12 protein-coding genes are annotated in these 14,389 nt (G+C 69.3%); 5 read left to right on the top strand and 7 right to left on the bottom strand.

Annotated elements, in window-relative coordinates:
* The first annotated feature begins 52 nt into the window (after positions 1-52).
* A complete protein-coding gene (locus tag ACBJ32_RS41660; RefSeq protein ID WP_375131492.1) occupies positions 53-1,384 on the top strand; it encodes a hypothetical protein in 1,332 nt (443 codons plus the stop codon).
* Positions 1,385-1,442: 58 nt separating this feature from the next.
* Here the strand turns inward: ACBJ32_RS41660 and ACBJ32_RS41655 are convergent, their stop codons facing one another.
* The 7 genes from ACBJ32_RS41655 to ACBJ32_RS41625 form a co-directional block, all read right to left on the bottom strand.
* Positions 1,443-2,192 carry a succinate dehydrogenase/fumarate reductase iron-sulfur subunit gene (locus ACBJ32_RS41655; RefSeq protein WP_375131491.1) on the bottom strand — a complete coding sequence of 250 codons (750 nt, stop codon included), beginning with the start codon at positions 2,190-2,192 and terminating at the stop codon, positions 1,443-1,445.
* Positions 2,189-4,090 carry a fumarate reductase/succinate dehydrogenase flavoprotein subunit gene (locus ACBJ32_RS41650; protein WP_357876994.1) on the bottom strand — a complete coding sequence of 634 codons (1,902 nt, stop codon included), beginning with the start codon at positions 4,088-4,090 and terminating at the stop codon, positions 2,189-2,191. The genes ACBJ32_RS41655 and ACBJ32_RS41650 overlap by 4 nt, the downstream gene beginning before the upstream one ends.
* A gap of 11 nt (positions 4,091-4,101) precedes the next feature.
* On the bottom strand, positions 4,102-4,887 hold the full coding sequence (locus tag ACBJ32_RS41645) for a hypothetical protein (protein ID WP_357876997.1): 786 nt from the start codon (positions 4,885-4,887) through the stop codon (positions 4,102-4,104).
* Between the two features lie 202 nt (positions 4,888-5,089).
* Positions 5,090-5,530 (bottom strand): response regulator, encoded by a 441-nt coding sequence (locus ACBJ32_RS41640; protein WP_375131490.1) that lies wholly within the window; start codon positions 5,528-5,530, stop codon positions 5,090-5,092.
* Positions 5,527-6,666 carry an ATP-binding protein gene (locus ACBJ32_RS41635; RefSeq protein ID WP_375131489.1) on the bottom strand — a complete coding sequence of 380 codons (1,140 nt, stop codon included), beginning with the start codon at positions 6,664-6,666 and terminating at the stop codon, positions 5,527-5,529. The genes ACBJ32_RS41640 and ACBJ32_RS41635 overlap by 4 nt, the downstream gene beginning before the upstream one ends.
* The gene (locus ACBJ32_RS41630) at positions 6,663-7,799 is read right to left on the bottom strand and encodes a PP2C family protein-serine/threonine phosphatase (RefSeq protein ID WP_375131488.1); all 1,137 of its coding nucleotides are present in this window, start codon (positions 7,797-7,799) and stop codon (positions 6,663-6,665) included. Before ACBJ32_RS41630 ends, ACBJ32_RS41635 begins: the two co-directional genes overlap by 4 nt.
* A 34-nt stretch (positions 7,800-7,833) precedes the next feature.
* Positions 7,834-8,763, bottom strand: coding sequence for a LysR substrate-binding domain-containing protein (locus tag ACBJ32_RS41625; RefSeq protein ID WP_357877008.1), 930 nt, complete (start codon positions 8,761-8,763; stop codon positions 7,834-7,836).
* A 132-nt stretch (positions 8,764-8,895) separates the two neighbouring features.
* Here ACBJ32_RS41625 and ACBJ32_RS41620 point away from each other — a divergent pair, with 132 nt between their 5' ends.
* From ACBJ32_RS41620 to ACBJ32_RS41605, 4 genes are all read left to right on the top strand, one after another.
* A complete protein-coding gene (locus tag ACBJ32_RS41620; protein ID WP_357877011.1) occupies positions 8,896-9,651 on the top strand; it encodes a succinate dehydrogenase cytochrome b subunit in 756 nt (251 codons plus the stop codon).
* Positions 9,648-11,570 carry a fumarate reductase/succinate dehydrogenase flavoprotein subunit gene (locus ACBJ32_RS41615; protein WP_375131487.1) on the top strand — a complete coding sequence of 641 codons (1,923 nt, stop codon included), beginning with the start codon at positions 9,648-9,650 and terminating at the stop codon, positions 11,568-11,570. Before ACBJ32_RS41620 ends, ACBJ32_RS41615 begins: the two co-directional genes overlap by 4 nt.
* Positions 11,567-12,307: a succinate dehydrogenase/fumarate reductase iron-sulfur subunit gene (locus ACBJ32_RS41610; RefSeq protein ID WP_357877017.1), complete on the top strand. Its 741-nt coding sequence runs from the start codon at positions 11,567-11,569 to the stop codon at positions 12,305-12,307. The genes ACBJ32_RS41615 and ACBJ32_RS41610 overlap by 4 nt, the downstream gene beginning before the upstream one ends.
* A 529-nt stretch (positions 12,308-12,836) precedes the next feature.
* On the top strand, positions 12,837-14,324 hold the full coding sequence (locus tag ACBJ32_RS41605) for an ATP-binding protein (RefSeq protein WP_375131486.1): 1,488 nt from the start codon (positions 12,837-12,839) through the stop codon (positions 14,322-14,324).
* The last annotated feature ends 65 nt before the right edge of the window (positions 14,325-14,389 follow it).

The following is a 14,389-nucleotide window of genomic DNA, read 5'->3' as shown; positions in this document are numbered from 1 at the left end:
TGGTTCCGGGACCACGCGGAGGGCACCGGTGGCACGCACACGAGCGACAGCCGTGTCCGCAATCGTCCTGGCGCTCGGACTGACGGGCGCCGGTGCGACGCCGTTCATCGTGCAGAGCGCGAGCGCCTCGGTGGCGTTCGACCCGATCGTGGAGCCCTGCGATCCCGACGTGACGCTGTGCGGCGACATCACGCCCGAGACCACCATCACGGTCACCACCACGTTAGGTTCGCCGAGCCCGACGGGGCCGGAGGAGGCGCCGGAGACGACGGTCACCAAGACCGTCACCGCGACCCCCACCAAGACGTCCAAGTCGCCCACCCCGACCAAGACCACGTCCGCGCCCGCCCCCATGCCGACGCAGACGCCGACCACGCCGGCGCAGAACCCGCAGCCCCTGCCCACCCAGAGCGCCGAGGTGCCGCCGGTCATCCCGACCACGCCCACGCCCGAGCAGTCGGTGGAGATGCCGGCCATCGCGCCGACCGACACGCCCTCCAACACGCTGCCGAGCCAGACGCAGGCCGCCTCCACCGAGGAGGTTCCGCTGGAACTGCGCAGGGCCGCGCCGGAGTTCGACCAGACCGACCTGACGCGCAAGCTGAGCATCCCGGCGCTGGTGCTGGTCCTGCTCGCGCTGTTCGCGGTCCTGATCTTCGAGGGCAGGCTGCGCAGGATGGCCCACGCGGCGGCCGTCCGGAAGGCGGGGCCCCCGCCGATGACCTCGCCGATGCCCAGCCCGGCCATGGGGCCGGAGATGCACCCGACCGGTGGTTACCCGGCGGGGCCCGGCTACGCCGCCGCCACGGGCGGCTTCCCCGCCCCTGCTCCGGCCTATCCGGGCGGCACGGCGTACGCGCCGATCATCAGCTTCGTGCCGGTGCAGACCTATCCGAGCGGCCCGCCCCAGTACGGCTACCAGGACCCGAACCACCCGTACCCGCCGCAGGGCTACATGCAGGAGCCGCCTGCCACGGAGCCCGAGCCCGTGGTGCTGCACCCCGACGAGTTCGACTCCTACAGCGAGCCGCCCAGGTCCCGCGAGCGCGACATGTTCGAGCCGCTGGTCCCGCCCGCGCCCGTGCCGGCGGACATCCCGCCGGGCGGCGCCGACCCGTACGAAGGCGGCGTCGAGCAGCCGCTCGGCCCAGCGTCGGCCGCCGAGGCGGGCGACTCGGTGCCGTGGGAGCAGGAGCAGCCGGGCTCGCTGTTCCAACCCGCACGCGACTACGAGCCACCGCCCTACCTGCCCCCCGACGAGGACGTGACGGCCGTGCAGCCGTTGCCGCAGCCTCCGGCGGAGGCCGGGTCCGAGCAGCGGCAGGAGCCGACCAAGGAACTGCCGGACGCCACGCGCAAGCGGTTCGGCAGGAAGAAGAAGTAGCGACACGCGGAAAGCGGGGGCCGGAGAACCGGCCCCCGCTTTCCGCGTGCGGCTGCTGTTACTTGCGCCTGAAGATCTTGTTGCCCAGCCACACCAGCGGGTCGTACTTGCGATCCACCACGCGCTCCTTCATCGGGATCAGCGCGTTGTCAGTGATCTTGATGTGCTCGGGGCAGACCTCGGTGCAGCACTTGGTGATGTTGCAGTAGCCGAGCCCGTGCTCCTCCTGGGCCGCCTCCTGCCGGTCCGCCACGTCGTACGGGTGCATGTCCAGCTCGGCGATCCGCATGAGGAAGCGGGGACCGGAGAAGTTGGCCTTGTTCTCCTCGTGGTCGCGGATCACGTGGCAGACGTTGTTGCACATGAAGCACTCGATGCACTTGCGGAACTCCTGCGAGCGCTCGACGTCGACCTGCTTCATCCGGTACTCGCCCGGCTGCACCCCCTCCGGCGGCGTGAAGGAGGGCACCTCCCGGGCCTTCTGGTAGTTGTACGAGACGTCGGTGACGAGGTCCTTGATGACGGGGAACGTCCGCATCGGCGTGACCGTGATGGTCTCGTCCTCCTCGAAGGTGGACATCCGGGTCATGCAGCCGAGCCGGGGCTTGCCGTTGATCTCCATGCTGCACGAGCCGCACTTGCCGGCCTTGCAGTTCCACCGCACGGCGAGGTCGGGGGCCTGCGTGGCCTGGAGGCGGTGGATGATGTCGAGGACGACCTCGCCCTCGTTCACCTCCACCGTGAAGTCCTCGAGCCTGCCCTCGCCACCCTCACCGCGCCAGACCTTGAACTTTGCCTTGTAGCTCATGACTTCGCTATCCCGTCGAACTCGGCCATCTCTTCGTCGGTGAGGTACTTCTTCAGCTCGTCCCGGTCGAACAGGCTGATCAGGTCCTCACGCATCGAGGGCTGCACCTTCTCCTCGACCTTCACGGCGTTGCCGTCCTGCGTGGAGCAGACGAGCAGCTTGCGGCGCCAGTCGGGGTTCATGCCGGGGAAGTCGTCGCGGGTGTGCCCGCCGCGGCTCTCCTCGCGCATGAGCGCGGCGCGGGCCACGCACTCCGACACCAGCACCATGTTGCGCAGGTCGATCGCCAGGTGCCAGCCGGGGTTGTAGATGCGCGAGCCGGCCGCGCCGACCATGCGCACGCGCTCCTTGAGCTTCTCCACGACGCCGAGGGCCTCGGTGATCTCCTCGGCCTTGCGGATGATGCCGACCAGGTCGTTCATGGTGCGCTGGAGCTCGTGGTGCACCTCGTACGGGTTCTCGCCGCTGCGGCCCAGCGGCGCCAGCGCCTCCTCCCTGGCGCTCTCCACCTGCTCGGGGAGCACCTTGGGCCGGGCCTTGAGCGAGTCCACGTACGAGGCCGCGCCCGCGCCCGCCCGGCGCCCGAACACCAGCAGGTCCGACAGCGAGTTGCCGCCCAGCCGGTTGGAGCCGTGCATGCCGCCGGAGACCTCGCCCGCCGCGAACAGCCCGGGCACGGCCGCCGCGCCGCTGTCGGCGTCCACCTCGACGCCGCCCATGATGTAGTGGCAGGTCGGGCCCACCTGCATGGGCTCGGCGGTGATGTCGACGTCGGCCAGCTCCTTGAACTGGTGGTGCATCGACGGCAGCCGCTTCTTGATCTCCTCGGCGGGCAGCCGGGTGGAGACGTCGAGGAACACGCCGCCCTGGGGCGAGCCGCGCCCGGCCTTCACCTCGGCGTTGATCGCGCGGGCCACCTCGTCACGCGGCAGCAGCTCCGGCGGGCGCCGGTTGTTGGCCTGGTCGGTGTACCAGCGGTCGCCCTCCTCCTCGGTGGTGGCGTACTTGTCCTTGAACACCTCGGGGATGTAGTCGAACATGAAGCGCTTGCCCTCGGAGTTGCGCAGCACGCCGCCGTCACCGCGGACGGACTCGGTGACGAGGATGCCGCGCACGGAGGGCGGCCAGACCATCCCGGTGGGGTGGAACTGGATGAACTCCATGTTGATCAGGTTCGCGCCGGCGAGCAGGGCCAGGGCGTGGCCGTCGCCGGTGTACTCCCAGGAGTTGGAGGTCACCACGTACGACTTGCCGATGCCGCCGGTGGCCAGCACCACGGCGGGGGCGTCGAAGAGCACGAAGTTGCCGGTCTCGCGCCAGTAGCCGAACGCGCCGGAGATCGCGTCGCCGTCCTTGAGCAGCCGGGTGACCGTGCACTCGGCGAAGACCTTGATGTAGGCCTCGTAGTCGCCGTGCGTCTCGTAGTCCTCCTGCTGGAGCGCGACGACGCGCTGCTGCAGGGTGCGGATGAGCTCCAGCCCGGTACGGTCGCCCACGTGTGCGAGCCGTGGGTACTCGTGCCCGCCGAAGTTCCGCTGGCTGATCTTGCCGTCCTTGGTGCGGTCGAACAGCGCGCCCCAGGCCTCCAGCTCCCACACCCGGTCGGGGGCCTCCTTGGCGTGCAGCTCGGCCATCCGCCAGTTGTTGAGGAACTTGCCGCCCCGCATGGTGTCACGGAAGTGCACCATCCAGTTGTCGTCGGGGTTGACGTTGCCCATCGCGGCGGCGGCACCGCCCTCGGCCATGACCGTGTGCGCCTTGCCGAACAGCGACTTGCAGACGATCGCCGTCCGCTTGCCCTGCTGGCGGGCCTCGATGGCGGCTCGCAGCCCGGCGCCGCCCGCGCCGATGACGACGACGTCGTACTCGTGGCGCTCTGTGTTGTAGGTGTTTTCCACTGAAGCTGTCCTTACGCGTACGGGAAGGCGATGATGCCCTTGGCCACCAGGCGGACGTACAGGTCGGCGCCCATGACGGAGAACATCGAGGCCCACGCGAGGGGTTGGTGCTTGGCGTTGAGCTTGGAGACGAACGTCCAGGCCCGGTACCGCAGCGGGTGGCGGGAGAAGTGGTTGAGCCTGCCCGCCGTGATGTGCCGGCAGGAGTGGCACGACAGCGTGTAGGCGTTGATCAGGACGGCGTTGAGGACCAGGATCCAGGTGCCCAGCCCCAGCGGCTTGTGCACGAGCGCCAGGACGGCGTCGTAGGCCAGGACGAGGCCGATCACGATGGCCGCGTAGAAGAAGTACCGGTGGACGTTCTGGAGGATGAGCGGGAAGCGCCGCTCACCGGTGTACTTGCCGTGCGGCTCCTGCACCGCGCACGCCGGCGGGGACAACCAGAACGAGCGGTAGTAGGACTTGCGGTAGTAGTAGCAGGTCAGCCGGAAGCCGCCGGGCAGGCCGAGGATCAGCAGCCCGGGCGGAAGGGCGTACCAGTCGCCGAACGGCGCCCACCCGAACAGCCGCGCCCCTTCCGGGCACGACGTGGCCAGGCAGGGTGATGAGAAGGGGGCGATGTACGGATCGACGAAGTAGCTCGTATCGATGATCGCCCATACACCGTAGACCAGGAATGAGCTGAGCCCCAGGAATGTCAGGAGCGGGACCAGCCACCATCTGTCTGTGCGCAAGGTGCGCACCTTGACTTGCGCACGCTGCCGTCGGACCGGAGCGTCGGGCGTCGTCTGGGTCATCGCGGACCTCTCCACCTCCCGCGGACCCATCTGCGCAGGGGGTCCGTGGTTCGTTTCGCTGGGCGCGCTCACACGGCGGTCTCCCGCTCGGGCGCGCATTGGTGGGGGATACGTTACGACGACAGGATCGAAATTTGTGAGCGGGGTCACTCACTTTTTCGATGACTGACTGTGATTCCTGTCACGTACGCGCGTCAGACCGCTACCCCTGCACCGGCAACTTCACCACAGTGACGAAAAAATCATCGATTTGCCGGACAACCCGGATAAATTGCTCAAAATCCACCGGCTTCGAGACATATGCGTTGGCGTGCAGCCGGTAGCTGTGCAGGATGTCCTCCTCGGCCTCCGACGTCGTCAGGATCACCACCGGGATCGTACGGAGCAGGACGTCCGCCTTCACCTCCCGCAGCACCTCCATCCCGCTCATCCTCGGCAGGTTGAGGTCGAGCAGGATCAGGTCGGGCCGCGGCGCCTTGGCGAAGCCGTCGTCCTGGCGCAGGAACGCCATCGCCTGCTCGCCGTCGTTGACCACGTGGAGCCGGTTGCGCAGCTTGTTGAGGTCGAAGGCCTCCTTGGTGAGCAGGATGTCCCCCTGGTCGTCCTCGACCAGGAGCACCTCGATCGGGCGCCATTCGTTCATCGTTCGCCTCCAGCGGGCATCGTCCAGCGGAACGTGGCGCCGTGCCCGTCGGAGTTCCCGTCCAGCCACAACTGCCCGCCGTGATACTCGACGATCTTCCGGCACAGGGCCAGCCCGATGCCAGTCCCTGGATACACGTCGCGCGGGTGGAGGCGCTGGAAGATGAGGAAGATGCGGTCGGCGTACTTCGCCTCGACCCCGATCCCGTTGTCGGAGCAGCTGAACTCCCACATCTCGCCGTCCCGCCTGGCCCCGATGTGCACGCGCGGCGGCTCCTCGGAGCGGAACTTGACGGCGTTCTCGATGAGGTTCTGGAAGAGCTGGGTGAGCTGCAGCTCGTTGCCGTTGAGGCGGGGCAGCTCGTCGCGGGTGACGGTGGCGCCGGCGTCGTCCAGGGTGGCCGAGAGGTTGTCCAGCGCCCGGTCCAGCGCCGCGCCGGAGTCGATCTCCTTCTTCTCGCCGGTGACCCGGCCGACCCTGGAGAAGTCGAGCAGGTCGTTGATCAGCAGCTGCATGCGCTTGGCGCCGTCCACCGCGTAGTGGATGTACTGCCTGGCCCGCTCGTCGAGCTGCGGGCCGTAACGCTGCTCCAGCATCTGGGTGAAGCTGGCCACCTTGCGCAGCGGCTCCTGAAGGTCGTGACTGGCCACGTACGCGAACTGCTCCAGCTCCCCGTTCGACCTGCGCAGCTCCTCGGCCTGGTCGCTGGCCACCCGCCAGGCCGAGACGATGCGGGCGCGCATGGAGTCGATGTGGCTGGACAGCTCGGCCAGCTCCGCCGGCCGGTCGACGTGCAGGTCGTGGTCGAAGTCGCCGCCGGCGACCGTACGGACCTGCGCGGTGAGCTGGCCGATGGGCTTGAGCACCGCGTACCGCACCATGGCCGCCAGCCCGACGCCCAGCCCCAGCAGCAGGCCGAACACCACGATGAGGGCCATGTTGAGCCGGTCGAGCTGGGCGGCCAGCTCGGGGGGCGGGTGCAGCGCCTCGGCCTGGGTGCTCATCGACATGACGATCACGACCCCGGCGGCGAACGTGACGCCCGCCAGCGCCCCGATCAGCACGAACCAGCGGGCCACCGGCAGCCTGCCGAGCCCCGTCGGGGCCTTGGGCGGCGGCAGCGGGTGAATGCTCATTCTTGTCTCCTCCGCAGCATGACCACCGCAAGGTCGTCGCTCAGCGTGCCCACATGGGTGATGAGGCGGTCGAGGTCGATGGCGCCGTGCTCGCGTACGAGCTCGACCAGGCCGTCCACGCCCAGCAGGTGGCTGGGCTCGCCCACCGCGGCCTCGATCAGGCCGTCGGTGTAGAGCATCATCGACCACTCCCCGCCGAGCGGCACGTCCAGCACCGACCACGTCGCGTCGGGGAAGATCCCCAGCGGCGGGCCCGACGGCGTGCCCTGCACCACCTCGACGGCGCCGTCGCGCACCAGCACGGGCGGCGGGTGGCCGACGACGCGCATGCTGGCCGAGCACAGGTCGGGGCCGATCGTGGCCATGCACAGGGTGGTGAAGATCTCCGGAGCCTTGCGCTCGGCGCGCAGCAGCGTGTCGAGCGTACGCAGCAGCGTGTCGCCCGTCTGCCCGGCCAGCACCAGCGTGCGCCAGGCGATGCGCAGCGCCACCCCCAGCGCGGCCTCGTCCGGGCCGTGCCCGCACACGTCGCCGACCACGACGTGCACGGAGCCGTCGGGTGTCTGCACGGTGTCGAAGAAGTCGCCGGCCAGCGTGCCGCCGCTGCCCGGCAGGTAGCGGGTCACGTGCTCGATCGCCGCGGTACGCAGCAGCGGGTCCGGCAGCAGGGCGCCCTCCAGCCGGGCGTTCTCCTTGGCCGTCAGCTCCGCCTGGACGAGCTTGAGCTGGGCCAGGTCGGCGCGCTTGCGCTCCATCGCGTACCTGATGGAGCGGGCCAGCAGCCGCGCGTCCACGTCGCCCTTGACCAGGTAGTCCTGCGCGCCCGACTGCACGGCCGAGACGCCGACGTGCACGTCCCGCAGGCCGGTGAGCACGAGCACGGCCGTGTGCGGCGATGCCACCGCCAGGACCTCGTCCAGCGCCTCCAGGCGGCTGGCGTCGGGGAGCGACAAATCCACGAGCACGCACTGGATCTGGGGGGTCAGCTTCGCCTTGGCCTCCCGCAGGCTCCGCGCCCGGAAGATCCTGGGCGGCGCCACGGCCTGCTTGAGCAGCTCCTCGACGAGGAAGGCGTCTCCGTCGTCGTCCTCGATGAGGAGCAGCGTCAGCGTTTCCGAGAGATTTGCCGTCAAAACGCCTTCTTCTGGGAGTGGGGCCTCTTGTTGCTCATTCTGCGATGAGCGCCACCCCTTGTGGAAGCGTGCCCTCATGACCGGCCTCGACCACGAACGCCAGCAGGGTCTCCTTGAACGCCTGCGCGGCCCTGGTCGGCTCGACGTCCTTGCGGTGGGCCAGCGCGATCGTCCGGCTCAGCCCCGGCGGCGCCAGCGGCGTGCCCAGCAGCCCCGGCCGCCCGTCGAGCACCATCGACGGCACCACGGCCACCCCCAGCCCGGCCTCCACGAACCGCAGCACCGCGTCCATCTCCCCGCCCTGCACCGCGAACCTGGGCTCGAACCCCGCCTGCCGGCACGCCGCCAGCGTGGCCTCCCGCAGGTCGTAGCCGCGCCTGAACATCACCATCGGCCGGCCGCGCAGGTCCTCGATGTGCAGGTAGGGGCCCTTGATCTGCTCGTGGGAGGGCGAGACGACCACGAGGTTCTCGCGCAGGATCTCCTCGGTCACCAGCGCGGGGTCGTCGCTCTGCAGCGGCATGATGATCAGCGACAGGTCGAGCTGCCCCCTGGCCAGCGCCCGGACCAGGTCGCGCGAGCCGCCCTCCTCCACCAGCAGCTCGATGCCCGGGTAGGCGCGGTGGAAGCGGGCCAGCGCGTCGGCCAGCAGCCCCGCGCAGAGCGACGGCGTGGCGCCCAGCCGCACCCGGCCCCGGCGCAGCCCGGCGAGCTGGGCCACCTCCTGCCGGGCGGTGTCGGCGTCGGCCAGGATGCGGCGGGCCAGCGGCAGCAGCGCCTCGCCCGCGGCCGTCAGCGTGACGTTGCCGCGCGCCCGCGAGAACAGCCGCGCGCCGAGATCGTCCTCCAGCGCCTTGATCTGCTTGCTGAGCGACGGCTGGGCGACCCGCATGCGCTCGGCCGCCTGGGTGAAGTGCCGGGTCTCGGCCACCGCCACGAAGTACGCGAGCTGCTGGAACTGCATGTGATTTTCCTCGCACCGGCGCGGCGTAAGCGGCCTGTAAAAGCCGCGCCTACCCACATCATAGCCTCGGGCTATCGAAACCAAGCCCATCATGACTTGGACGGATCATCGCTGGATATCTAGCGTTCAACCGTGACTGCCACGATAGAGCGCGGCTCCGCCACCGCGCCTGTTAACACCCCTGCTTCCAAGAAGACTCCAACGCCGAAGAAGCCGGGCGGGTTCCTGAGCTCGTCCAACGGCAAGAAAGTCGTCATGGCCGTCACGGGCGCCGTGATGGTGAGCTTCCTCGTGCTCCACATGCTGGGCAACCTGAAGATCTTCTTCGGCCGCGAGTCCTTCAACGACTACGCCCACTGGCTGCGCACGCTGCTGGAGCCGTTCGCGCCGTACCGCACGGTCCTGACGATCCTGGAGATCGGCCTCGTGGTCGCGGTCGTGCTGCACATGTGGGCCGCGATCTCGCTGTCCCGCCGCGCGGGCAAGGCCAGGCCCGTCAAGTACGTGGCCAAGAAGTCGCAGGCGAACGGCTACGCCACGCACATCATGCGATGGGGCGGCGTGACCATCGTGCTCTTCGTGATCTGGCACCTGCTCGACCTGACCTTCGGCGTCGTCAACCCCAAGGGCTTCGACTCCGCCCCCGCCGACCGGATGATCTCCGGCTTCGACCCGTCCCGGTGGTGGGTCACGCTGATCTACTTCGTGGCCGTCGTCATGGTCGGCATGCACCTGCGCCACGGCATCTGGAGCGCCTTCCAGACGCTCGGCTGGGCCAACAAGGACCGCAACAAGGCGCTGCGCGCCACCGCCGGCCTGCTCTCCATCGTCCTGGTGATCGGCTTCCTGGTCCCGCCCCTCGCGATCACGTTCGGAGTTGTCAAGTGAAGTACACCGAAGGCCCCGAGATCAGGGACACCAAGGCGCCCGCCGGTCCCATCGAGGAGCGGTGGGAGAAGCGCAAGTTCAGCGCCAAGCTGGTCAACCCGGCCAACAAGCGCAAGCTCAACGTGATCGTCGTCGGCACCGGCCTGGCGGGCGGCTCCGCCGCGGCGACCCTGGGCGAGCTGGGCTACAACGTCAAGTCCTTCTGCTACCAGGACTCCCCGCGCCGCGCCCACTCCATCGCCGCCCAGGGCGGCATCAACGCCGCCAAGAACTACCGCGGCGACGGCGACTCCATCTACCGCCTGTTCTACGACACCGTGAAGGGCGGCGACTTCCGCGCCCGCGAGTCGAACGTCTACCGCCTCGCCCAGGTCTCCGTGAACATCATCGACCAGGCCGTGGCCCAGGGCGTGCCGTTCGCCCGCGAGTACGGCGGCCTGCTCGACACCCGCTCGTTCGGCGGCGCCCAGGTCTCCCGCACCTTCTACGCCCGCGGCCAGACGGGGCAGCAGCTCCTGCTCGGCGCGTACCAGGCGCTGGAGCGGCAGGTCGCGGCCGGGACCGTGGAGATGCACACCCGGCACGAGATGCTCGACCTGATCGTCTCCGACGGGCGGGCGCGCGGCGTCATCGTGCGCGACATGGTCACCGGCGAGATCGAGCGCCACCTGGCCGACGCCGTGGTGCTCGCCACCGGCGGCTACGGGAACGTGTTCTTCCTGTCCACGAACGCCAAGGGCTGCAACACCACCGCCATCTGGCGGGCGCACGAGCGCGGCGCGTACTTCGCCAACCCCTGCTACACGCAGATCCACCCGACCTGCATCCCGGTGTCGGGCGAGTACCAGTCCAAGCTGACGCTCATGTCGGAGTCGCTGCGCAACGACGGCCGCGTCTGGGTGCCGCTGCGCAAGAACGACGAGCGCGCCCCCGGCGACATCCCCGAGGACGAGCGCGACTACTACCTGGAGCGCATCTACCCGAGCTTCGGCAACCTGGTGCCGCGCGACATCGCCTCCCGCGCCGCCAAGAACGTCTGCGACGAGGGCCGCGGCGTCGGCCCCGGCGGCCTGGGCGTGTACCTGGACTTCCGGGACGCGATCAACCGCCTCGGCCGCGACGCGGTCGAGAAGAAGTACGGCAACCTCTTCGAGATGTACGAGCGCATCACCGGCGAGAACCCGTACGACGTGCCGATGCGCATCTACCCCGCCGTCCACTACACGATGGGCGGGCTGTGGGTGGACTACGACCTGCAGTCCACGATCCCCGGCCTGTTCGTCATCGGCGAGGCCAACTTCTCCGACCACGGCGCCAACCGCCTCGGCGCGTCCGCGCTGATGCAGGGCCTGGCCGACGGGTATTTCGTGCTTCCCACCACCATCGGCGACTACCTCGCCAACGGCCCGTACGGGGACGTGGACGAGGAGGCCGTGGCCGAGGCCGAGATCAAGGTCCGCAACAAGATCGACCGGCTGCTCGCGGTCAACGGCACCCGTACGCCCGACTCCTTCCACCGCGAGCTCGGCAAGCTCATGTGGGACTACTGCGGCATGGAGCGCACCGAGGAGTCGCTGCGCAAGGCACTGGAGCGCATCCCCGAGCTGCGCGAGGAGTTCTGGCAGAACGTCAAGGTGTCCGGCATCGCCGAGGAGCTGAACCAGGTGCTGGAGAAGGCCGGCCGGGTGGCCGACTTCTTCGACCTGGCCGAGCTCATGTGCCTGGACGCGCTGGTCCGTACGGAGTCCTGCGGCGGCCACTTCCGCGCCGAGTCCCAGGACGCCGACGGCGAGGCGCTGCGCGACGACGAGAACTTCGCGCACGTCTCGGCCTGGGAGCACTCCCCGGAGGGGCCGGTGCTGCACAAGGAAGCGCTCGAGTACGAGTACGTCAAGATGACCCAGCGGAGCTACAAGTGAACCTGACCCTGAAGGTCTGGCGTCAGAGCGGCCGGGACGACGCCGGCCGCATGGTGACGTACAAGGTGGAGGACGTCTCCCCGGACATGTCCTTCCTGGAGATGCTGGACGTCCTCAACGAGCGCCTCATCCTGGAGGGCGACGACCCGATCGCCTTCGACCACGACTGCCGCGAGGGCATCTGCGGCATGTGCGGCATGGTCATCAACGGCGTCGCCCACGGCGAGCAGCGCGCCACGACGACCTGCCAGCTCCACATGCGCCACTTCGAGGACGGCGCGGAGATCACCATCGAGCCGTGGCGCGCGGCCCCCTTCCCGGTCGTCAAGGACCTGGTGGTGGACCGCAGCGCGTTCGACCGCATCATCCAGGCGGGCGGCTTCGTCTCCGTCCCGGCCGGCTCCGCCCCGGACGCCCACAGCGTCCCGGTGCGCAAGGAGGACGCGGACTCCGCCTTCGACGCGGCGACCTGCATCGGCTGCGGCGCCTGCGTCGCGGCCTGCCCGAACGGCTCCGCCTCCCTCTTCACCGCCGCCAAGATCACCCACCTCAGCCTGCTCCCGCAGGGCCAGCCGGAGCGGCTGTCGCGCGCCAAGGCCATGGTGGACCAGATGGACGCCGAGGGGTTCGGCGGCTGCACGAACACGGGCGAGTGCACGGCGGTGTGCCCGAAGGGCATCCCGCTGGACACGATCGCCCAGATGAACAGCGACTACTTGAAGGCCAACGCCAAGTAGCAGGTGGGCCGGGGCTCACCCCCCGTTGCCCGGGTAAGTGGTTCACCGTCTGATGCCCGCCCCGCACAAAGGGCTTCGCCCTTGAAAGCGCTTCGCGCGGGCGGGCTCAGGCTGTTCTTTCGAGGCGCCTCCGGCGTCTCGTCTCCCACCCGTTGCCCGTGGAGGCGGTGGGCCGTCGACGCCCACCTCGGCCGTGGCGGATCCCAGAGTCGGGTTGCCCGTCCACGAGCTGTGTGGAGAGGTCTCCTCCGTCGTACGGGTGCAGCCTCGACAGCGGACATCAGGTACACGAGACGCCTGGACCCTCTGGGCGGCCCTGCTCGATGGGCGCGTTCGGTGACCACCCATGCGGAGGAGCGGATCAGCCCTCGCCCATCCATGTCCTGGGCCACGGCTCACAGTGTGACAGAATGTGATTGTGCGACAACCCCCAGCGAGGTCGTTCAATACCGCCGGTCCGTGCGATCCGCGACGCCACTACATGTTGCCTCCCGCCCCACGGCTTCCCGGGGCGCGGGTGCTCATCGAGATGGATCGCTACTTCGTGCTGCACGCGCCCCGGCAGACCGGCAAGACAACCACACTGGACGCCCTGGCCTCCGAGCTGACCGCCGAGGGCGACATCGCCGCCCTGATGTTCTCCTGCGAGCGCGCCAAGTCGGTCGGTGATGACTACGTGGCCGCGGAGGAGATTCTGCTGGAATCCCTCCGTGAGGCCGCGGAACGCGCGGGATGGCCGGCAGAACTGCTGCCGCCGGATCCCCGGCCGGAGGCCCCGGCGGGTGCCCGGTTCGGTTCGGCGCTGACCGAGTGGTGCCGCCGCTGCCCGCGCCGGGTGGTGCTGTTCATGGACGAGATCGACGCCCTGCAGGGCAACAGCCTGGTCAGCATCCTCAGCCAGCTCCGCCACGGCCACAACGCGCGGCCAGGGGGCCAGCCGTTCCCCGCATCCGTGGCGCTGTGCGGGTTGCGTGACCTGCGTGACTACAAGGTCGCCTCGGGCGGCGAATCCGGCCGGTCGAACCCGGCCAGCCCGTTCAACATCATCGCCAAGTCGCTGCGCCTGGGCGACTTCACCACCGACGAGATCGCCGAACTCTACGACCAGCACACCCAGGCGACCGGCCAGGAGTTCGCCAAGGACGCCGTGGACCGCGTCTTCGAGCTGTCCCAGGGACAACCATGGCTGGTCAACGCCCTCGCCAACGAGCTCATCATCGAGATGGGAGTGACCGGCGCCATCACCGCCGGGCAAGTGGAGGAGGCCAAGGAGCGGCTGATCCGGGCACGCGCCACCCACCTGGACTCCCTGACGGCCCGGCTGCACGAGCCCCGGGTCAAACGGGTGATCGAACCCATCGTGGCCGGCACGGCACCGAGCATGGACGCCACCATCGACGACGACGTCTCCTACGTCCACGATCTGGGCCTCATCCCGGACACCAGGAGGCTGGAGATCGCCAATCCGATCTATCGAGAGGTCCTGCTCCGGGTCCTCGGCGCTCGCACGGAGCGGCTCGTGACGGCCCATCCGCGCAGCTTCGTGCTGCCGGACGGCCGCTTCGACCTGTCGCGCCTGCTGCAGGAGTTCGTCGTGTTCTGGCGCGAGCACGGCGAGGTGCTCATCCAGCAGGAGGGCTACCACGAGGCCGCCTGCCAGATCATCCTCATGGCCTTCCTGCACCGCCTGGTCAACGGCGGCGGCCAGCTCGACCGCGAGTACGCCGCCGGCACCAAACGCCTGGACGTCCTGGTCCGCTGGCCCTACACCGGCCCGGACGGCAAGCGGCTGATGCAACGCGAGGCCATGGAGTTGAAGGTCTGGCGAGCCAACGCAGACGACCCGACATCCGAAGGCATGGCCCAGCTCGACCGCTACCTGGACCGGCTCACTCTGCCCACCGGCGTTCTGGTGATCTTCGACCGGCGCCCCGAGGCCCCGTCTTGGAAGGAACGCGGCGCCTTCGAGCAGGCGACCACGCCATCCGGCCGCCAGGTCACCGTCCTACGGGTGTGAGACCCGTACCTCTCAGCGCCAGCCCCGGGGCCAGGTCATCAAGGTCCTGCACGGCCACGCCCTCT

Origin of the sequence: Nonomuraea sp. GTA35, assembly GCF_041950525.1 — a bacterium.
In the GTDB taxonomy this organism is placed as follows: Bacteria; Actinomycetota; Actinomycetes; order Streptosporangiales; family Streptosporangiaceae; genus Nonomuraea.
Note: the sequence above shows the minus strand (reverse complement) of the source record. Positions and strands in the feature narration are given on the sequence as shown.

Excerpts from the sequence above, each read along its gene's own strand:
- ACBJ32_RS41625 (WP_357877008.1), bottom strand. The coding sequence starts at position 8,763 with ATGCAGTTCCAGCAGCTCGCGTACTTCGTGGCGGTGGCCGAGACCCGG.
- ACBJ32_RS41605 (WP_375131486.1), top strand. The coding sequence starts at position 12,837 with ATGGATCGCTACTTCGTGCTGCACGCGCCCCGGCAGACCGGCAAGACA.
- ACBJ32_RS41635 (WP_375131489.1), bottom strand. The coding sequence starts at position 6,666 with ATGAGCATTCACCCGCTGCCGCCGCCCAAGGCCCCGACGGGGCTCGGC.
- ACBJ32_RS41655 (WP_375131491.1), bottom strand. The coding sequence starts at position 2,192 with ATGAGCTACAAGGCAAAGTTCAAGGTCTGGCGCGGTGAGGGTGGCGAG.
- ACBJ32_RS41645 (WP_357876997.1), bottom strand. The coding sequence starts at position 4,887 with ATGACCCAGACGACGCCCGACGCTCCGGTCCGACGGCAGCGTGCGCAA.
- ACBJ32_RS41640 (WP_375131490.1), bottom strand. The coding sequence starts at position 5,530 with ATGAACGAATGGCGCCCGATCGAGGTGCTCCTGGTCGAGGACGACCAG.